The sequence below is a fragment of the Myxococcus qinghaiensis genome (assembly GCF_024198215.1).
Classification (GTDB): Bacteria; Myxococcota; Myxococcia; order Myxococcales; family Myxococcaceae; genus Myxococcus; species Myxococcus qinghaiensis.
Genome location: NZ_JAKCFA010000019.1, coordinates 120,768 through 139,347, shown reverse-complemented (window position 1 = coordinate 139,347; position 18,580 = coordinate 120,768). Strand labels below are relative to the sequence as shown.

The following is an 18,580-nucleotide window of genomic DNA, read 5'->3' as shown; positions in this document are numbered from 1 at the left end:
ACGCCATCCTCCAAACCATGTCGCCCCGCGCGTGTCCATGCAGGCACCTCGCCCCCGCCCTCGCCCTGACATTGGTGATGGCCGTGGGGTGCCGGGAACCCGCGGAGACGGCCTTCCGGTACTCCACGGATGCATCCTCCCGTGCCGGACTGACACCCCTGCCGGACGGGGTCCTCACCGGCAACGAGGCCGGCGCCGTGGTGCGGCTGGACCGCGCCGGAGCCGTGGTCTGGCGGGTGGCGCTCGGACGGGAGGTGGCGACGCGGCCCGTCGTGGCCGGCGACAGCGTCATCGTCGGAACAGTCGCCGGAGACCTGGTGCGCCTGGCCCTCGCGGACGGAGCGGAGCGCTGGCGCCTCACCGGCGAGCCCCCGGTCCTCACGCCCCTCGTCGCATCTCCCGACGGAGCCTCCGTCTACGTGGTGGCCCCGGATGGCGCGGTGCGTTCACACGCGGTGGACACCGGGAAGGTCCGGTGGAGGACGCCCCCGCCCAAGGCCGAGGAGGCCCACCTGGACGTCCGTCGCGGGCTCCCCTCCCCTGTCCTGGTCGATGGACGACTGGTGGTGGCGCTCGGGGACGCGGGGCTGGTGGCGCTGTCCTCGGAGGACGGGGCCAAGGCCTGGCGGCAGGAGGTCCGGGGCGTGCTGGGACTGGAGGTCTCCGGAGAGGTCCTCTTCGTCAGCACGCGAGACAAGCGCGTCTGGGCCTTGAAGGCCGGGGATGGCGCGCCCCTGTGGGAGCAGAGCCCCGCGAAGGAGCTCACCAGCCCGCCCTCCCTGGCCCTGGGCCTCTTGTGGGTGGGCGCGCGCGTGGAGGACGCCGCGGTGCTGGTGGCGCTCTCTCCGGAGGACGGGAAGGAAGTGGCGCGGGTGGGACTGCCGGACGCGCTCACCACCGGCGTGGCGGAGGCGCCTGGCGACATGCTGCTGGTGCCTACCCACGGACGACAGGGGCGGCTCGTGGCCTTGAAGCGGCCCACATGGGAGCGCGCGTTCTCCCTGCGCACGGACACGGCGCTGCGCTCGCGGCCGGTGGTCCTGGGTGAGCAGGTGTTCGTGCTCGGCCAGGACGGGCGGGTGCTGTCGTGGAAGCTGCGCCCACCGGAGCCCTGAGCGCGGGCCCCGCGGATTCTCGTCGCCGAGGTGTCAGGGAATTCGCGGACGGGCGTCCCCTCCTCCGCGCCCGGCAGAAGAGGCCCTACACGCCCTCGGACTTCGCTGGTTCGAATCCAGCTCCCTCAGCCACAGGAGGGATAGCCAAGTGGTCAAAGGCACCAGATTTCCATCTGGCGGTTCATCCTCACGGCTTCCTCACTCGGGCGCGGAAGAAACCCCGCGCGTCCCCCCGCTAGCCTGGCATCAGGAAGCGGGCGATGACGCGCTTGAGTCCCACGGCGCCGCCGAACTCCACCGTCACCTTGGCATTCGGCCCCGAGCCATCCGTGGCGACGATGCGGCCCACGCCGAACTGCTCGTGTCGCACGCGCATGCCGCGCACGTCCCCGCTCACCGCGTCCATGTCCGACGCCTGCGAGTAGGAGCGGTCGATGCGCGGCCCGTCGTCCTCGTCCCAGGTCCGCTTGCGCGGGGGGGCCATGGGCGCGGGCCGGGGCGGCTCCGGGATGTCCTGCTCGCTGATGCCGAACAGCTTGGGCGGCACGTCTCGCAGGAAGCGGCTGGGCTGGTTGTAGCGCAACTCGCCGAACAGCGAGCGGCACTGCGCCAGGCTCACGAAGAGCCGCTTGCGCGCGCGGGTGAAGCCCACGTAGCAGAGGCGCCGTTCCTCGGCCATCTCCTCCCCGTTGTCCGGGTCCTCGCCCTTCAGCGCGCGCGAGTGAGGGAAGACGCCGTCCTCCAGGCCCGTGAGGAACACCGCGTCGAACTCCAGGCCCTTGGCCGCATGCAGCGTCATCAGCGCGACCCGGCCCTCACCGACCTCCGCGTCCGCATCACCCACGAGCGAAATCTGCTCCAGGAACGCCTGGAGCGGAGGCGTATCCGCCGACAGCGGCGCGGCATCCACCTCGGGCGGCACCTCCGCGGGAGGATTCGCCGCGGCGGCCACCGACGCGGCCGCGCGGTTCAAGTCGAACTCCTGCGCGGCGCCCAGGAACTCGCGAAGGTTCTCCGCGCGCGTCGTCGCCTCGTCGCTGCCCTCGGCGACAAGCGTGTCCACCAGCTTCGTCTCGCGCAGCATCTCGTCCACGGCGCTCGCCGCGTCCGTCGTTCCCTCCGCGTAGGCGTTCAGCGACTTCAGCAGCGCATGGAACGTGCGCAGCCGCTTCACCGCCGTGCTGTTCAACGCGGGGATGCGCTCGGGCTCGGCGAGGACCTCGAACAGGCTCTGGCCCTGGGTGTTGGCATGGTCCGTCACCCGCTCCACCGTGGTGTCGCCGATTCCGCGCGCGGGCGTGTTGATGATGCGCAGCAGGTCCGCGTCCGAGCGCGGGTTCACCATCAGCCGCAGGTACGCGGAGGCGTCCCGCACCTCCGCGCGGTCATAGAAGCTGCGTCCGCTCACCAGCGTGTACGGCACGCGCGCCAGCCGCAGTCCCTCTTCCAGCACACGGCTCTGCGCATTGACGCGGTAGAAGACCGCCATGCTGGAGTACTTGATGAAGCCCTCCCGCTGGAGCGCGAGAATCTGCCGCGCCACCTCCTGCGCCTCCATCCGCTCGTCGCGGTTGAGCATGAGCTGGAGCGTCTGGCCCGGGGGCCGGTCCGACCACAGCTTCTTCTCCATCCGCCGCGTGTTCTTCCGGATGACCTCGTAGGCCGCGTCCAGGATGTTCCGGTCCGAGCGGTAGTTCTGCTCCAGCTTCACCACCTTCGCGCCCGGGTACTCGCGGGGGAAGTTGAGGATGTTGTCCACGTCCGCGCCGCGCCAGCGGTAGATGGACTGGTCGTCGTCCCCCACCACCACCAGGTTCGCCGACGGCGGCGGCGCCAGCTGCTGCAGGAGCGCGTACTGCACCGGGTTGGTGTCCTGGAACTCGTCCACCAGCACGTGGTGGAAGCGGCGCCGGTAGTTCTCCAGCACCTCCGGCCGCTTGCGGAACAGCGTCACCAGCAGGAGCAGCAGGTCGCCAAAGTCCACGGCGTTGGCCGCGCGCAGGCGGTCCTGGTAGGCCCGGTACACCTTGTGGACCAGCTGGCCGCGCTCGTCACCGGGCGCCACCTCCATGTCCTCGGGCAGCCGGGCCGCGTTCTTCTCCTGGTCGATGCGACTGAGGATTTCGCGCGGTTGCATGGACTGCTCCAGCCCCGCCTCCCGCATGGCCCGCTTCACGACGTTGAGCTGGTCCCCGTCGTCATAGATGACGAACGAGCGGGTGAGCCCCACGTGCTCCGCCTCGCGCCGCAGAATCATCGCCGCGGCCGAGTGGAAGGTGCTCACCACCAGGTCGTTCGCCTGGCGCCCCAGCAACTGCACCAGGCGCTCGCGCATCTCCCGCGCCGCCTTGTTGGTGAAGGTGACGGCGAGGATGCGCCACGGGAAGACCTCTTGGACCTTCACCAGGTGCGCCACCCGGCGGGTGATGACGCGCGTCTTGCCGCTGCCGGCGCCCGACAGGACCAGGAGCGGGCCCTCGCGGTGCAGCACGGCCTCGCGCTGGGGAGGATTCAGGTCTTCGAGGAGGGCGGATTCGTGGGCGTTCACGGTGGGACTCAAGGGGGAGCCTCTGCTTCTAACGTCTTTCTCCGTTTGGTGGGCGCCCTTCCGCCACCCCGGTACGCCCGGCCGGTCCCCTGGCTTTTCGCGCTCGGGTATATAGGGCGAAACACCATGTCCGACTCCTCCTCAGGTCCCCCTTCTCGGCCCACCCAGGCCGCACTGGAACGCTACGCGGAGCTCTTCAACCAGAGCCTCACGATGCGCCACTTCGGCGCCTCCGTGTCCTTCCCCGAAGGCCGCAAGGTCGTCGTCTCCCTGGCCGAGCTGCGGCCGGAGCACCGAGGGGGCGTGGGCAGCGCCGCCGCCGTCAACGGCGGCATCCTCGCCGCCCTCTTCGACCTGGCCATCGGCACCTGTGGCGCGCTGGTGGACCCCAGCCGCCGCTGCGCCACCGTGCAGCTCTCCATGAGCTTCGAGCGACCCGTCACCGGCGACCACCTCCGCGTGGAGGCCGAAATCGACAGCCAGGGCCTCACCCTCCTCTTCGCCACCGCCCGCGTGTACGACGCACAGGACAGGATGTGTGGGCGATGCCAGGGCGTCGTCCGCCTCTCCAACCTCCCCTGGTCCTCTGGGGAAAGCCCCGCCATCAACTGACCCTTGACCACCCCTCCGCACATCTTCCCGGTTTCCGACGATATGTCCGCCACGGACACACGTTACCCGGGCACCGGGGAGCGGCGGCCACGCCCCGGAGACGCTTCAGAGCGACGGGAAGACGGCATGAGTGCAGCCGTGCAGGGCCTGCGGATGACGACGGTTCGACTACCGAGGGAAGCCGAGGAGCCGATGGAGGCGTCGCGCGGGACGGACGAGGAGTCCCTGTCGCGCAAGGCCCTCGCCGGGGACCGGAGCGCGTGGGACGCACTGGTTGCGCGCCACCACCGCCGCGTCGTGGTATCGCTGCTGGCCCGAGGCGTCCGGGTGGACCGGGCGCACGAGCTGGCCCAGGAGACGTGGGCCCGGCTCATCCAACAACAGCAGCGAGGGCTGCTGACGGAGCTGCGCCTGCCCAACCTCGCCCTCACCCAGGCGGCCTTCCTGGCCGCGGACGATGCCCGCCGCGTCCGGCGAGAGTCCATCTCCGGGGCGGTGGAGGAATTGCCCGAGCGTCAGCACCCCGTGGACCCGGCCGTGTCCGCCGAGCGTCGCCTGCTTTCCGAAGAGCAGTTGTCCCGCGCCCATGCCGCGCTCGCCCAGGTGTCGCCGAGCGCGCGGAGCGTGTTTCTCCTGGCCTGTGACGGCCAGGAGCTACCCCATGCCGAAGTCGCCGCGAAGGTCGGTCTCTCCGTCCAGCGCGTGCGGCAGATCCTGTGCGAGGTCCGCAAGAAGCTGCGAACCGCGCTCGAGGAGGAGACCCATGCTTAAGCCCCACCTGACCCGCGACTCCGCGGAGCAATACATCCTGGGCGCACTGGCCCCGGAGAAGGCGGCGGCGTTGGAGGCCCACACCCTGGAGTGTGAGCCTTGCGCCGTACTGCTGCAGGAGGAGGCCCTCCTGTCCGAACAGCTCACCGAGGCGGCCAGCACCTTCCCCCGGGAAGAGCGCGTCGTGCGTCCCCTCGCGTGGCACGCCAGGCGCGCGGCGACGGGCGCGGCCATCGCGGCCCTGGCGGCCGCGGCCTCGCTTACGCTGGTGCTGTTGACTGGCGACAAGCCGACACATCCGTCGGTGCCCGACAGCCTGGATGCGAATCCGCCCACGCTGGCCCTGGAGCTGGATGAGGGCGACTCTCCGACGAAGTCGAACGTCGTCGCCTGTCCGGACCTGGCCACGCAGGACTTCTGCACGCGCAAGGCCGCCGAGCGCGGCCTGCTCGTCATGAATCCCTGGGGCACCGCCGAGGTCCCTCGCTACGAGGCCCGCACCGGCCTCCCCGAAGGCGCGCTGAGCGCGCGCCAGCCCGTGTCGCTGTGAGGACGCCCGCCATGGACTTCCGGAAGAACCTCGTCGCCCTGCTGCTCGCCCTGGCCGCTCCCGTGGCCCAGGCGCAGTCGTCGGGCGACACCCAGAAGCTGCCAGTCGGCTGGTACGTCACGGAGAGCGCGCCCAAGCGCTACGAGGCGGGTGTGGACAACAGCGCCCCCTGCGAGGGCGCCCGCAGCGCGTACCTGCGCTCGTTGTCTCTCGACGAAGCGGGCTATGGCACGTTCATGCAGGCCTTCGGCGCGCAGGACTTCCGCGGCAAGCGGCTGCGCTTCTCCGCCGCCGCGCGCGTGAAGGACGTGGACGGCTGGGCCGGCCTGTGGATGCGCGTGGAGGGGCCTGACCCGAAGCAGCCGCTCGCCTTCGACAACATGCAGTCACGCGCGCTGGTCGGCACCCGTGGCTGCAAGCGCTACGAGGTGGTGCTGGACGTCCCCAAGGAGGCCACCACCATCATGGCCGGCCTCATCATGAGCGGCACGGGCCAGGCGTGGCTGGACGGCGTGCGCTTCGACATCGTGGACAACACGGTGCCCGTGACGGACCTGCTCGCCGCGCGCCCGCTGGTGGCCTCCACCGGCCCCGCCGGGCTGGATGAAGTCGCTCCCGTGGCGAAGAACGAGCAGGTGCCCCTGGGCCGTGTGGGCGACATCTGGTTCAACCATGGCCGCGTCGCGGCGGACAAGCCGTACACCCGGCGCGCGGATGGCGTCTGGGTGAGCATCCTGTCCGAGGAGATCTACGAGCACGGCATCGAAGTGACGGGCACCTTCGGCCAGCGTCAGCTGGAGCTGAAGGTGAGGGCCGGCACCTCGAAGACGCTCATCGACGGCACGTGGGGCGGAGAGCCCGTCAGCATCCAGCTCTCTCCGGACACCCTCACCATGAAGTGGGGCCGGCTGACGCGCGAGCTGCAGCGGGACAAGAACGCCGCGGTGGACAGCACCTGCAACCGCTACCAGGTCAACGAAGGGCCGCGCGTCATGGACCAGATTGACGTGTGCGGCGCTGCGCTCGGCACCCGGCCTCCGGCGGCCCAGCTCGTCACGGCCTTCCTGGCCAACGGCTTCCGCCGCACCATGCCGGCTCGCAACTTCCCCATCCCGCAGCCGCCCGTGCTCAGCCGGGAGGCGCTCGACACGCAGCGCACCGGCACTCCGAATCAGTAGCAGCCCGGGAAGTGAGGGGCCCCGCGCTCACCGCGAGGGCCCCGTCCCGCGAAGTCAGAAGGCGAAGTCCCGCTCCAGCGTCTCGCCGCCAGCCTGCACCGTGAGGTGGGCGGAGCGCGCGCCGGTGGAAGACGCCGTGGACAAGTCGAACGCCAGGCCCTCGGGCCCGGACGTGGGCTTGAGCGAGGGACGGCCGGGACTGAGGAACACCGCCGCCGTCACCGTCCGGCCCGTCAGGGGCTGCACCAACAGCCGGACGCGCTGACGCTCGCGAACCAGCACCACTCGAAACTCCCGCCGCTCCTCCAGCACCTCCCGGTGCTCCGGGTGGCGCGCCGCGGAGGGACGCTGAGAGGCCGGCTCACGCGAAGAGCGCGCGGCGCGGGCCATCGTCCCGTCCCCCTCTTCCAGCTCCAGGGCCTCTTCAATCGCGTCGTCGCCCTCGCCCAGGGCCAGCACTGCCTGGGCGCATTCGCCACAGCGGGCCGTATGCGCGTCCATGCGCTCGCGCTCGTCGGCGGACATCATCCCCATGTCGAAGCGCCAGAGGTCATCTTGCGTGAGGTGGCGACGCGGGGGCGCGTCCACGGGCGCTGCATCCGCGATATCCGCGCGGCAATCGACACAGCCCTGGATGTGGGGAGTGGGTGCTTGGGGCCCGCCTGTCCAGGTGGCCACCAGGTCATCGCAGCTGGCCCGGGAACCAAACCACCAGGCCTTGTCCTGCTCCGCGGAGTCGAGCAACTCCAACTCCTGGCGGCGCTGCGGGTTGAGGGGGATGAACCAACGGGCTCTGGGACGAAGCGACGAATCCAGGCTCCCGAGCGACTCCAGATAGCGGTCTCGATTTCGAGCGGCCTCGCCATCCAAGGCACCGTGGAGACCCTCCCAGGCGGCCAGCGCAAATGCGGCGGAGGCGGCCCTGTCCCGAGCGGCAAGTCCCTCCAGCGCCGAGGCCCGCCACACCTCCGCCTCGTCACCCCCGTCCAGCGCCACCTCCATCGCTTCTTCCGCGGCCCTCAACAGCACGGGCTGGAGCGCCTGCGGTTTCTGCGCCTGGAGCCAGGTCTCCACCCCTGGTCGACCGAGACCTCGAAGGGCGGCCTCCACACCTTCCGCCCCCAACCGGGTCGCCCTCCGCAGAAAGTCCCCAGCGGCCTCGAGGACGACTCCTGGTGAGGTGGACCCGGCGGTGAGAACAGAACGACGGGCGGCGTAGCGAGACATGGCATCGGTCTTCATGACTTCATTCCTCCTGAATACCCCGGGGTGTGTCCGGGAAGGAGGCTCACGCTTCCTCCCCTCGTGGCGACTCTCGCTGGAGATCCAGCAGGTAGAGCTTCAAGTAGGCCTGGGCGCGGCTGACGCGCTTGTAGGAGTTGACCACGGTGATGTTCAGCCGACGTGCGCATTCCTCGTGATCCTCCACGTCCTCGTGGTGATACAGCTCCCATGCCGAGGCTTCCTTGGGGTGCTCCTGCTGGAGCCGGGCGAACGCGGCCCAGTACAGCTCCTGGGCGTCCGCGCGCTCCTCGGTCCTCCGGCCCAGCTCCACGGCGCGAGACCGCTCCGACGGAGACTCTTCCATGGCGTCATCGGGGTCCGACGGAGGCGCCGCGAGCTCCTCGCGGTGCCGCCGGTAGAAGTCGATGGCGACGTGCTTGACGATGCGCAGGAAGAACGTCTTGGGAGACGCGCTCCGGCCCGGCATCTGCTGGGAGATGCCACGGAACTGATCCAACCCGCGGTCGAGGAACTTGCCGACCGCGTCCTGGAAGAGCTCGTCCGAGTCCGCTGGGGACCCACGGCCGTAGCTCGCCTGAATCTTGCTGATGACGTACCGGGCAGGCCGGTTCCATCGCTGGACCAACGTACCGAGCGGGCCTCCAATGGGCTCGCCCGTGGCGCGGCGGCGGACCACCTCCGCGAACAATTCGTCATCCGTGAGCTGCTCGAACACCGGAAGGACCTGAGGGCTGTGCCCGGAGAACCACCCCGGGAGATGGGGTTACAGGGATGTGGCGCGGCAAGGTACCACGTTGGCATCCGCAGGCAGCCTCCGAGTGGAGCAGGGGACCCCGGCTACCCGGACGACCGGACAGACGGAGCACCCGAGGAGGCCCGACCCTCGACGCGCCGATTTCCTGACAAACTATCCCCCAGGAAATGCGGGCGGGGGAGCGGGAATTTTCCCCCGTCAGGAACCAGGGAAGGTCGCGTCCCTGGCCGCATCGCTTTCGAGCGCCCGGCCCGAGAGGCCCTACACGCAGTGGTTCGACTCCACGCACCCACCTCCGGGTGGATGACGCCGGGCGGTCCGGCACTGAACTCGAAAATCAGCCCACCGGCCTCTCGACTCGGGCGCTCACCCTCTCTTTTGAAGGAACCGCATCATGTCCCCCCGCACCATCGTCATCGGAGACCTCCATGGCTGCCACGACGAGGCCCTGGAGCTGCTCGCCAAGGTGGGGGCCACGGCCAGCGACCGCGTCATCTTCGCGGGTGACCTGGTGGACCGGGGCCCCAAGCCCCGCGATTGCGTGGAGCTGGCGATGCGGCACGAGGCCATCCTCGGCAACCACGAGGAGAAGCACCTCCAGCAGCGCCACCGCGCGGCTGACCGCCTGCTGCCGGACCACCTGGCGACGCGCCAGGCCCTCGACGCCACGCACTACGACTGGATGGCGGGGCTGCCCCACTACATCCGCCTGCCCGAGCACAACGCCCTCGTCGTGCACGCCGGCATGCTGCCCGACCTTCCCGTCGAGAAGCAGGACCCCTACCACCTGCTGCATGCCCAGTGCATCCAGCCGCCCGGCAAGAAGAGCTACTGGCCGTCCAAGGCACCGGAGGGCTGGACGTTCTGGACCCATCACTGGAAGGGGCCGGAGCGGGTCATCTTCGGACACACCGTGTTCGACCAACCGCTCGTCACCGAGCACGCGGTGGGTATCGACACCGGCTGCGTGTATGGCCGCTCACTGACGGCGGTGGTGCTGCCCACGTGGGAGATTGTCTCCGTGCCGTCCCGGCAATCCTCGCGGGCTGGCAAGGACGTGGCGCGCTTCCCCATCCACGGCGACGTGTCCGTCTTCTCCTGAGCACCGACAACATTTCGCGCCCGGCCGACGGGGCCAGACACGCCTGAGAGGTGCGGGTTCGAGTCCCGCCGAGGCCGTCAGGCCTCGTAGTTCAACTGGCAGAACACTGGACACTCAATCCAGCAACACAGGCCTCGTCACTCGGGCGCACCCTCTCTTTCCCTCTCATCCCAGCTTCGCGCGGGTGGCCGTGCCTTGAGCACGAAAGGCCCCCGTGCGTTCCACGCGCGGTGCACTCCCCTCACGCCCCTGGGCGCCTGGGGTCCGCCCCGCGCCTGACCCGCCGCACGTCCCGAAAGGTGGCACCCCATGACGACCACGACGCAGAACACCCCGCTGCTGCCCGAGACGCAGCGTGGCCCCGCCGAGCGCCTGTTGGATTTGGTGCTCAGTGGCTCCGCGCACCTGTGGCACAACCGGCCGGGACTGGACGTGGGCGGCACGTGGGTGGCCGCGGCGCACGCCACGCCTGCGCAGCGCGCGGTGGGCAAGCCGGTGAAGGCGGGCCTCTTCGTGCCGGCGGCGGTGAAGCTCTACCGGCAGCTCCTGGAAATCCACCGGCTCAACTCGGAGCTGATGGCGCACTTCGCGTCGTACGCGCTGACGCAGACGGACTGGCGTGACCTGAAGGTGGCCACGTGCGCGCTCATGCTGGTGCAGGAGCACGCGGGCCAGCCCGTGGTCGGCGAGGACGGGAAGGTGGCGTTCCACGACGACGACTGGCGGGCCATCGGCGAGGCCATGGTGCTGCACTACGAGCGCAAGTCCACGCGCATGCTCACGCCCAAGGCGGTGCTGCGAGTGGCGGAGCTGCTCGAGCTGCCGGACATCGCGCGCCTCAACCGCGAGGCGGGCTTCGGTGACCCTGCGTCCCGCAAGGCGCCCATGGGCCGCTGGAAGCGCGTGGCGTCCCGGTGGCTGGCGGCGCGTGAGGCCAACCTGCCGATGCTCCAGGGCCTGGTGAAGGCGGGCTACAAGGAGACGCTGAAGAAGCTGGCGCGCAAGGCGGGGTACAAGCCGCGCGCGCAGGGCTTCTTCGAGGTGCTCGGCTGGAAGCAGAAGCAGGCCGAGGGCGGGCACCGCACGGTGGGCCTGAGCGGGCTGACGTTGGTCAAGAGCCAGCGCTTCGACGGGTTGTCGGAGGCGGAGATCTGCGAGTGGATCGAACTGGAGCGCCTCTCCTACAAGGAGGTGGTGGGCCGGCTGCCGAAGGACCTGGGCATGACTCCGGCCATCATGGCGGCGCTGCTGCCTTCGTTATCGGACCGTGACCTGCGCCTGATGACGCCGACGCTCGAGGAGCTGGGGCTGTTGGCGGAGCCCTCCGTGCGCGGGCGCTGGGAGCTGGCCGTCCAGACGGCGACGGACCAGCGCGCGCTGAACATCGCGAAGAACGTGCGCAGCGACGTGCTGCGCCAGAAGCTGGAGGAGGCGAGCGACAACGCGGCACGACAGGCGGTGGCGGAGGCGACGTCGGAGACCGACGTGAGGGTGATGTTCCTCATCGACAAGTCGGGCTCCATGGAGGGCGCCATCGAGAACTCGAAGGAGGCGCTGGCGCGCATCCTCGCGGGCTTCCCGGTGGAGAAGCTGCACATCGCGGCGTTCGACACGATGGGCACCGTCCTCAAGCCGAAGGCCGCCAACCGCACGGCGGTGCAGCACATGCTCGAGCGGCTCAAGGCGTCGGGTGGCACGACTCACGCGGCCGGGGTGCACGCCCTGCACCGCGACGGCGTGAAGGTGCCGGAGGGGGCAAAGCTGGTGGTCATCGTGGTGGGTGACGAGGCAGGCGAGGCGGGCGACCAGTTCGCCCGGGCGTTCCGCGACTGCGGCTACACGGTGGCGGCGCTGGCGTTGCTGGTGAGCGTGGCGGGGGCCCGTGGCAACACGGTCCGCACGTGCTCGAGCTTCATGAAGGTGCCCTTCAGCGAGGTGAACGTGGACCAGTTCGCGGACCCGTACCAGGTCCCCCGGGTGCTCAAGGCGCTGCTGGATGCGCCGACGCAGCCCGGTGCCAGCCAGTCCGGCTGGGTGGAGCGGGTGATGCGCACGCCGCTGTTGAAGGTGGCGTGAACCTGAAGTCATGGTGACAAGGAGGCGGCGTGGACTACCGGAAGTTCCTCGGGAAGGTGGAGTCGGCGGTGCTGCCGTATCTGGGCGGCGGCACCGTGGACACCGCTTCGCGCCGCCTCCGTGTCACCTCCCCCGTGGCCCCGGGGTGGTGGCGCTTCGAGGTGAAGGGGCGGGAGGCCACGGCGCGCGAGCCGGCCAGTCCAGAAGGGCTGGACAGGCTGCCGCGCGTGCGCGGCCACATCTGGGGCTCGCGGCTGGTGCGCGAGGGCGCGGTGGCCGAGCCTCTGGAGTTGATGCCGGAGGAAGAGCCCGCCGTGCTCGCGCCCGTGAGTGCCCGGCGCTGGCATGACGGCTCGCTGCTGTTCGACGGGGTGGACTTCGAGGGCGAGGCCGAGGACCAGGCACGCCGTGCCTTGGAGGAGGGGCAGCCACTCTCCACCGTGAAGGGCGTGAGCGCGCCGCTGCGGGCGGCCTATGGCTACGCACTCTTGGGGTCGGCGTCGCGGACGCTGGGCATCCGCTTCGCACCAGCGGAGACGCGAGGCCGGGTGCTGCGGGTGGCCGAGCAGGGCCGGGCCGAGGCGGAGTCCTGTCTGCGGGACCTGGTGGCGGAGCGAGAGGCCCATCAGCGCGCGCACGCGGCGAGGCTGCTCGCGGCGAGCGTGCAGGCACAGGCGGCGCAGACAGCGGAGGCAGCGCGGGCACGTGCCATGGAGCTCGCGGAGAGGGCTCGGCGCCACCTTGACGGCGCGGGGGCTCGACATGGGCGGGGGGCGCCGGTGGGCGACCACTCGCGCGCGGAGGTCGCGATCCAGGGCGCGGGGGCGCGGTTGCTGAACCATCGAAGGATGGCGGGAAATCAACTGGAGGTGACGTTCGCCTTCATGGGGGAGCGCTTCATCTCCGTCGTCGATGCGGGCACGCTCCAGGTGTTGGACGCGGGCGTGTGTCTGGCGGGCGCGGACAGCGAGGTGACGCTGGAGAGCCTGCCCTCGGTCATCCGCGAGGCCATCGAGACGGACGTCCTGGTCATCACCCGGCACGGGTGACGTGCGGAGAGGAGGAGTCATGTCGATGCAAGAGGTGTGTCTGCTCATCGGTCAGGACGAGGAGGTGCTGTGGTGCGAGACCTCCGACAGTCCCGCCCTGTTGCCTGACTCCCGCACGCGGTGGGAGGCCATCTGGTACTGGCGTCATGAGCTGGTGGAGGTGGCGCACAGCCACCCCGAGGGCCCGCTCGGCTTCTCCACCGAGGATGAGACGACGATGGCGGCGTTGACGGAGGCGCTCGGTCGCGCACCGCGCTTCTCCGTCGTGGCCCCCGGCGGCATGGTCGCCCGCGTCGAGGGCCGCGACGTCTGGGTCTCCGACGAGCCCTGGTGGGCCGAGCCCCTGCGCGAAGTCTCGGGAATGACTCACTCGCCCATGGCTCGCGCGTAGGGCTCCGCTCAGCTCGGGTGACGCCACAGCTCCTTGAGGTCCTCGGGGAGCTGGTCCATGACGTCCTCGGCTTCGCCTTCGCTGATTTGATCTCTCACGGCGTTGAGGACCGCGCGAACCACGGGCGCCACAGCGTCCGGGTTGAGCGCCAGGTCCTCTCCCACACGCTTGAGCAGTTCCTCACGTCCGAAGCCGCCCGGCAGCTCGTCCTCGTGGCGCTCGCACCGGTGCAGCAGCTCCGTCAGTTTGGTGGGGAGCTGCGCCTCCAGGTCCTCTGTCTCTTCGCTGTTGATGCGCTGCTCCACCGCGCAGAGCACCGACACGGCGGCCTGCTCCGCCACTGCGGGCGACATGCCACCGCGCTCGCACAGGTGCTTGATGAAGGCCCGGTAGGTCTGGCTCGCGTGCGCGGCGCTTCGCCGGGCACGCCGGGCCTCGATGGGCAGCTCGCCGCGCGCGCCTTCTGGTGAAGCCCGCCGGCCCTCTTGCTCCCGCTTGTCCGCCATGACCTGTCCTCCCGATGTGCCTTCGTGGGCATCAGGTTGCCCACGGCGCCCGGGAGGAGCACCACTCGACCTGCACGGAGGACGGGCCGCCGCCTCCCCGCCCGCTACGCGGCTTTTCGCACGTAGGTGTCGTACAGCGCGCCAAAGAAGAACCGCCCGAAGCGCAGCAGCGCCGACAACCGTCGCTGCGTATCCCGAGCGCTCGGCACGCGCAGCGTGGAGAGCTGCACGGCGAAGTCCTTCGCGTTCAACCGCAGCAGCCCTCGCGCGATGCAGGGCCCCGAGGCGTCACTCCCTCGATGCACGGACACGAGCAGCCGCGTGGTGTCCACCCAGAGGTCGAAGCCCGCGTCGTCGTGGACGTCCTTGTAGCCGTCGAGGAAGAAGCGCTCGCCCGACTCCGCCACCAGGGGAAGCTGGTAGTGCATCCGCCGCCCGCCCGGTCGCGCCGCTTCGCGGGTCATCAGGTGGAGTTCACCTCGCTCCACCGTGAGGGGCCGAGGGGACAACGACAAGGCCTCCACCACGCCAGAGAGGCCCAGGGGATGCAGCGGGTCCTCCAGCGTGCGCTCCAGGTCATCCGTCTCCACCGTGAGGACGAAGCGCAGGTGGGTCGCATCGATGCGCTTCGGGTCTCCCGCGACGAGCGCGTTCTCATCCACCGCGCCCGAGATGGAGCCGTACATCGTCTCGGTGAAGCGCACGCCCACCGGCGCCCCAGCTCCCGCCTCCAGTTCCTCCGTCGCGGGCGTGTAGTCGATGTTCCACCCGTGCCGCTTCGCCATCAGCGCGACACAGCGCTCGGCCACGGCGGAGAGGGTGAACAGGGGATTGGTCCCCAGCGGTCTCGGAATCACCGAGCCGTCGCTGACATAGAGCCCGTCGTGCACCTCGGTGCCTGCCTCGCGGGAGAAGACACGTCCCTCGTGGTCCACGACCCCCGCGCTGGCGTCCTCGGCCATGACGCAGCCACCGAGCGGATGCGTGCAGAGGACCTCATGGCCGGTGAGCCGATTCCACAGCGGGTTGCGAACGAAAGTCCCCCCCAGGGCCGCGGTGGCCTCGCGCAGTCGCCGGTCCACCCGCTCCAGCTCCGGCTGCGTGCCCACGTCAGGCCAGCTCACCCGCACCCTGTCGCCCTCCAGCCGCAGCTCACCGGTGCCTGCGTCGTGGGACATGACGAGGAAGGTCTGCGTGTTGCGCATGGCCCCGTGGTACGGCCCGCGCACCGCGCTTTCCGCCACTCGCGCCAGTTCCTCCAGCTTGTCCCTCAACCCCTCGTCCGTGTCGTCCCCGGCCACCGCCGCCGCGGCCGCGAGCAGACCCAGCATCGGCCTTCCGAACGCGCCCGGCATGGCGCCGTTCTCGATGACCATGCCGTCCTCCTGCCGGGACGTCCCGCGCTCGTCGATGATGCCGCTGATGGTGGGGCCCACGGGCTCGCGGCCCTCCACCGGGTGGGTGCCATGGCCCACGCCGTTGATGGGGACATCCGTGTTGTAGCCGAACGCCATCACATCGCCGTTGGCGCTGAAGCGCTGGCCCAGCATCCGCGACAGCGGCAGCCCCAGGGCCTGGGAGCGCAGCAGGATTTCCGCCGTGCCCATGGTGCCCGCCGCGAGGACGACCATGTCCGCCGTCACCCAGAGGTCCGGCGCCTCGAAGCGCTCACGGCCGCTGTTCATCGGCCGGTAGTAGATGCGCCAGCGTGCGCCATCGCGCGCCAGGTAGCGCACGCCCACCTCGGTGAAGAGCTTCGCGCCGTGGCGGTGCGCATCCGGCAGGTAGTTCATCAGCACGGAGTTCTTCGCGCCCTGATTGCACCCGGTGAGGCAGTCACCGCATAGCGAGCAGGCGCCCTGACGCACGCCCGCTTCATTCACGCCACCCGCGAAGGAGACGGCCAGGGGCGGACGCCGGAAGGTGCCACCCAGGTGGCGTGCGGCGCGCTCCATCGCTTCAAGTGAAGCCAGGGGCGGCGAGGACTCCGGATAGGGCGTGGGACGCAACATGCGCTCGGCCCAGGTGAACCCATCCTCGAGGCGGCCGGGCACATCCTCGCGGAGCGCCTCCGGCCAGCGTGCGTCCTGGAACACGCGCGGGTCCGGCCGCAGCGTGACGCCCGCGTTGATGAGCGACGTGCCGCCCAGGCCACAGCCCGTCACGACGGCCACGTCTCCACCGCGGTGCAATTCGAAGAGGGCCGTGGAGCGTCCCAGGTCCACGCCGCTCTCGGCCTCCAGGTGTATCTGGAACTCCTTGGCGAAGTCCGCCTCCGTGCGTGGGTAGTCGCCCGGTTGCAGCTCCCGGCCCCGCTCCAGGACGCATACCTGACGCCCTGCTCGCGCGAGCCGGCTGGCGGTGATGGCGCCGCCATAGCCCGACCCGATGACGACCACGGAGTAATGGGACTCCAACTCACTCCACCGTGCTGACAGCCTCCGCATCGGCACTCCCAATGGCGACCCCCGCCCTCGCTTCACCACCCCCGGAGTACGGTGCCAACGCCCTGGCACTGCTTCCCGCGAAGGCGGCCGGGGCGACGTCCGCCCGAGCAGTCTGGCGCCCGGACCACGACCCCGTCATGAGGACTTCGGACATAGAGGGGGACGGGCCCGCGGTCAAATCCACGGGGGGCCTCACTCCAGCTCGGCCGCCTCGCCGTCCGCGCGCCTGAGCGCGTTCACCAGTCGGTGCGCCTGTCGCGTGGTCTCCGGCTCTCGGTACTTCGGACTCGCCCGCAGGACCAACTCCACCGCCGTGGGCAGGTCCATGAGGTGGCCTGGTGACACATACACGGGCTGCACCGCCTTGCGCGTGCGGACCGCCATCCCCACCACCTCTCCCCTGTGGGTGATGGGTGACGTCGCGCCCCGCTCCTCGCCCAGCTTGCCGTGTGTCCCCACCAACAGGGACTTGCCACAGCCGATGGAGGGGATACCGAACAGCAAACCGCCATGGCTGGCGATGCCCAACCTGCGCGGATGCGCGATGCCATGCCCGTCGAAGATGAGCACGTCGGGCCGCACCGTGAGCCGCTCCCAGGCGACCGCCACCACGGGCAGCTCCCGGAAGGACAACAGGCCCGGCACGTACGGAAACCCGAGAGTCACCGCCGAACCCGACTGAGCCACCGGTGCGAGCGTGGCCGCATCCAGCACCACGATGCCTCCGAAGCCCGTGTCCTTCCCCTTCTCCGTGGACACATCCGCGCCCGCGATGCGCTCCACCCGCAGGCCCGGCGGAGGCTGGAGCACCACCCGGTCCTTGAGCTGACGCTGCAGCGCCACCGCCTCCGTCGGCGAGACATTCCAACGATGCATCTCCGGCTGAAGCTCCATGCGGGGTCCACCTCCTCGTGCGTCTCCAGTCTGTGAACCCGCACGGACTCGGCAACCCATCACGACACTCGCGAGCGGGCCTCCGTGGACCATCCAACGTCTACACCGCCCCGGCGGGCCGACCACGGGTCCTCTCCAATACTGCCCTCCGGGTCCGGCCTGGAATGCCGAGGCACCGTGCCTACCGTGCTCGCTCCCAGGCATCGGTGAAGCCGCTCCCACGGACCTCCCCCGAGCCACGCCTGGGACACCAGAGGGGCCGGCCCACGGGAGCGTCGCATGTCCGGGAGTATCTGATGCGTCGAGTCCTCGCAGGCTGTCTGGCCCTATCCGCGCTGGGAACCACCCTCCCCGCCGCCGCGTCCGAGTGCGGCTACACCGCCGCGGGCTGGAACGCCCCCAACGGCGCGGTGGTGTTCAGTCGGAGTGATGACGGCCCCATCCGCAATGTGATTGACGCCATTGGCGAGTTCCGCACGCACTCCATGCTCTCGCATGGCGCGACGGGAGGCGTCACCCACGCCACCATGAAGGACCCGGACCAGCACTCGTTGCCCACCGTCTGCGGAACACCGCTCAAGGCCGGCCAACTCCAGAACGGCTACCCGGGGCTGGAGCAGATCAATCAGGGCGGCATCTATCATTATCTCTACGACGCGAATGGCCACGGGCCGGACTGGACCGCGTGGCAATTGGGAGACGCGGTGGGCGCGGCGCGCATCGCGGACAGCCTCTGGTTCAACCACCCCTATGTCAGCGATGTGTCCCGCTCCGACGGCAGCCAGCTCATCGACCGACCTCTGTGGAACGGGGCGCGCGTGCCGTATTCGTTGTTCCAGTACAGGGACGTGGAGTCGACGCACCAGATTCCCGGCAACGCGGCCAACAACGGCATGATGTGCTCCAGCTTTCTCGCCTATGCCCACAACTACGCGGGCAGGGGCGTTGTCACCACGCACACCTATCCGCACGAAGTCGTCGCCAACGCGGCCAACACCATCCACTGGGGCGTGCATGGCCAGTGCAAGTCGTCGCTCGGATGGTTCGAGAAAGCCGCGCTGACCGTCATCTGTCCCTTCTCGAACGTGTGCACCAACGCCGGCAACCAGGTGGCCAACTGCATGTCCGCCAATCGCTGTGACGTGAGCACCAGCGGCATCTGGAAGGGCGTGCGCGACAACCCCGCCACCACCGCGACCTCCATCAGCCCGGACCGCATCGGTGGCTGGAGCGTACACCCCTCCAACACCACGCTGTGGGCCAGCGACTACTCGCACCAGCTCCAGTGGAACTCCGGCGGCAACGTCTACGGCTGCTGGCAGTGAGCCCCCCTTTCCGCTGA

General features: G+C 70.0%; 16 protein-coding genes. 10 read left to right on the top strand and 6 right to left on the bottom strand.

The genetic code is table 11. From position 1 onward, the window contains the following. The first annotated feature begins 77 nt into the window (after nt 1–77). Nucleotides 78–1,115, top strand: coding sequence for an outer membrane protein assembly factor BamB family protein (locus LZ199_RS31460; protein ID WP_323389989.1), 1,038 nt, complete (start codon nt 78–80; stop codon nt 1,113–1,115). Nucleotides 1,116–1,350: 235 nt separating this feature from the next. On the opposite strand, the gene LZ199_RS31455 is transcribed toward LZ199_RS31460, so the two are convergent. After that, nucleotides 1,351–3,675, bottom strand: coding sequence for an ATP-dependent helicase (locus LZ199_RS31455; RefSeq protein ID WP_253997449.1), 2,325 nt, complete (start codon nt 3,673–3,675; stop codon nt 1,351–1,353). Between the two features lie 114 nt (nt 3,676–3,789). Here LZ199_RS31455 and LZ199_RS31450 point away from each other — a divergent pair, with 114 nt between their 5' ends. The 4 genes from LZ199_RS31450 (at nt 3,790) to LZ199_RS31435 (ending at nt 6,774) form a co-directional block, all read left to right on the top strand. After that, nucleotides 3,790–4,275: a PaaI family thioesterase gene (locus tag LZ199_RS31450; protein WP_253997448.1), complete on the top strand. Its 486-nt coding sequence runs from the start codon at nt 3,790–3,792 to the stop codon at nt 4,273–4,275. A 126-nt stretch (nt 4,276–4,401) separates the two neighbouring features. Next, the gene (locus LZ199_RS31445) at nt 4,402–5,046 is read left to right on the top strand and encodes an RNA polymerase sigma factor (protein ID WP_253997447.1); all 645 of its coding nucleotides are present in this window, start codon (nt 4,402–4,404) and stop codon (nt 5,044–5,046) included. Next, nucleotides 5,039–5,596, top strand: a complete 558-nt coding sequence (locus LZ199_RS31440) for an anti-sigma factor (protein ID WP_253997446.1) — start codon at nt 5,039–5,041, stop codon at nt 5,594–5,596. Before LZ199_RS31445 ends, LZ199_RS31440 begins: the two co-directional genes overlap by 8 nt. Before the next feature lie 11 nt (nt 5,597–5,607). Continuing rightward, a complete protein-coding gene (locus LZ199_RS31435; protein ID WP_253997445.1) occupies nt 5,608–6,774 on the top strand; it encodes an AraC family transcriptional regulator in 1,167 nt (388 codons plus the stop codon). Nucleotides 6,775–6,828: 54 nt separating this feature from the next. Here the strand turns inward: LZ199_RS31435 and LZ199_RS31430 are convergent, their stop codons facing one another. Together LZ199_RS31430 and LZ199_RS31425 are read right to left on the bottom strand one after the other, a co-directional pair. Further along, nucleotides 6,829–8,016: a hypothetical protein gene (locus LZ199_RS31430; protein ID WP_253997444.1), complete on the bottom strand. Its 1,188-nt coding sequence runs from the start codon at nt 8,014–8,016 to the stop codon at nt 6,829–6,831. 46 nt (nt 8,017–8,062) lie between these two features. Then, nucleotides 8,063–8,734 carry an RNA polymerase sigma factor gene (locus LZ199_RS31425; RefSeq protein ID WP_253997443.1) on the bottom strand — a complete coding sequence of 224 codons (672 nt, stop codon included), beginning with the start codon at nt 8,732–8,734 and terminating at the stop codon, nt 8,063–8,065. 433 nt (nt 8,735–9,167) lie between these two features. On the opposite strand from LZ199_RS31425, the gene LZ199_RS31420 reads away from it, so the two are divergent. The 4 genes from LZ199_RS31420 to LZ199_RS31405 all read left to right on the top strand — a co-directional run bounded on the left by LZ199_RS31420 (nt 9,168) and on the right by LZ199_RS31405 (nt 13,391). Continuing rightward, a complete protein-coding gene (locus LZ199_RS31420) occupies nt 9,168–9,875 on the top strand; it encodes a metallophosphoesterase (protein ID WP_253997442.1) in 708 nt (235 codons plus the stop codon). A gap of 309 nt (nt 9,876–10,184) precedes the next feature. Further along, nucleotides 10,185–11,951 carry a vWA domain-containing protein gene (locus LZ199_RS31415; RefSeq protein WP_253997441.1) on the top strand — a complete coding sequence of 589 codons (1,767 nt, stop codon included), beginning with the start codon at nt 10,185–10,187 and terminating at the stop codon, nt 11,949–11,951. A gap of 29 nt (nt 11,952–11,980) precedes the next feature. Next, entirely contained in the window at nt 11,981–13,000 is a 1,020-nt protein-coding gene (locus LZ199_RS31410; protein ID WP_253997440.1) for a hypothetical protein, read from the top strand. A 19-nt stretch (nt 13,001–13,019) separates the two neighbouring features. Next, nucleotides 13,020–13,391, top strand: a complete 372-nt coding sequence (locus LZ199_RS31405; protein ID WP_253997439.1) for a hypothetical protein — start codon at nt 13,020–13,022, stop codon at nt 13,389–13,391. An 8-nt stretch (nt 13,392–13,399) separates the two neighbouring features. Here the strand turns inward: LZ199_RS31405 and LZ199_RS31400 are convergent, their stop codons facing one another. From LZ199_RS31400 to nfi, 3 genes are all read right to left on the bottom strand, one after another. Further along, nucleotides 13,400–13,897 carry a DUF2267 domain-containing protein gene (locus LZ199_RS31400; RefSeq protein ID WP_253997438.1) on the bottom strand — a complete coding sequence of 166 codons (498 nt, stop codon included), beginning with the start codon at nt 13,895–13,897 and terminating at the stop codon, nt 13,400–13,402. A gap of 104 nt (nt 13,898–14,001) precedes the next feature. Then, complete coding sequence (locus LZ199_RS31395) at nt 14,002–16,344, bottom strand: GMC family oxidoreductase N-terminal domain-containing protein (protein ID WP_253997437.1); 2,343 nt, start codon at nt 16,342–16,344, stop codon at nt 14,002–14,004. Between the two features lie 192 nt (nt 16,345–16,536). Then, nucleotides 16,537–17,238 (bottom strand): deoxyribonuclease V, encoded by a 702-nt coding sequence (nfi, locus tag LZ199_RS31390; RefSeq protein ID WP_253997436.1) that lies wholly within the window; start codon nt 17,236–17,238, stop codon nt 16,537–16,539. A 296-nt stretch (nt 17,239–17,534) separates the two neighbouring features. On the opposite strand from nfi, the gene LZ199_RS31385 reads away from it, so the two are divergent. Next, on the top strand, nt 17,535–18,563 hold the full coding sequence (locus LZ199_RS31385) for a hypothetical protein (protein ID WP_253997435.1): 1,029 nt from the start codon (nt 17,535–17,537) through the stop codon (nt 18,561–18,563). Nucleotides 18,564–18,580: the final 17 nt, after the last annotated feature.

Bases quoted from the DNA above. Each gene is read 5' to 3' on its own strand.
- LZ199_RS31460 (WP_323389989.1), top strand. From the start codon at position 78: ATGGCCGTGGGGTGCCGGGAACCCGCGGAGACGGCCTTCCGGTACTCC.
- LZ199_RS31395 (WP_253997437.1), bottom strand. From the start codon at position 16,344: ATGCGGAGGCTGTCAGCACGGTGGAGTGAGTTGGAGTCCCATTACTCC.
- LZ199_RS31405 (WP_253997439.1), top strand. From the start codon at position 13,020: ATGTCGATGCAAGAGGTGTGTCTGCTCATCGGTCAGGACGAGGAGGTG.
- LZ199_RS31435 (WP_253997445.1), top strand. From the start codon at position 5,608: ATGGACTTCCGGAAGAACCTCGTCGCCCTGCTGCTCGCCCTGGCCGCT.
- nfi (WP_253997436.1), bottom strand. From the start codon at position 17,238: ATGGAGCTTCAGCCGGAGATGCATCGTTGGAATGTCTCGCCGACGGAG.
- LZ199_RS31415 (WP_253997441.1), top strand. From the start codon at position 10,185: ATGACGACCACGACGCAGAACACCCCGCTGCTGCCCGAGACGCAGCGT.
- LZ199_RS31430 (WP_253997444.1), bottom strand. From the start codon at position 8,016: ATGAAGACCGATGCCATGTCTCGCTACGCCGCCCGTCGTTCTGTTCTC.
- LZ199_RS31420 (WP_253997442.1), top strand. From the start codon at position 9,168: ATGTCCCCCCGCACCATCGTCATCGGAGACCTCCATGGCTGCCACGAC.
- LZ199_RS31385 (WP_253997435.1), top strand. From the start codon at position 17,535: ATGCGTCGAGTCCTCGCAGGCTGTCTGGCCCTATCCGCGCTGGGAACC.
- LZ199_RS31445 (WP_253997447.1), top strand. From the start codon at position 4,402: ATGAGTGCAGCCGTGCAGGGCCTGCGGATGACGACGGTTCGACTACCG.
- LZ199_RS31400 (WP_253997438.1), bottom strand. From the start codon at position 13,897: ATGGCGGACAAGCGGGAGCAAGAGGGCCGGCGGGCTTCACCAGAAGGC.
- LZ199_RS31450 (WP_253997448.1), top strand. From the start codon at position 3,790: ATGTCCGACTCCTCCTCAGGTCCCCCTTCTCGGCCCACCCAGGCCGCA.
- LZ199_RS31440 (WP_253997446.1), top strand. From the start codon at position 5,039: ATGCTTAAGCCCCACCTGACCCGCGACTCCGCGGAGCAATACATCCTG.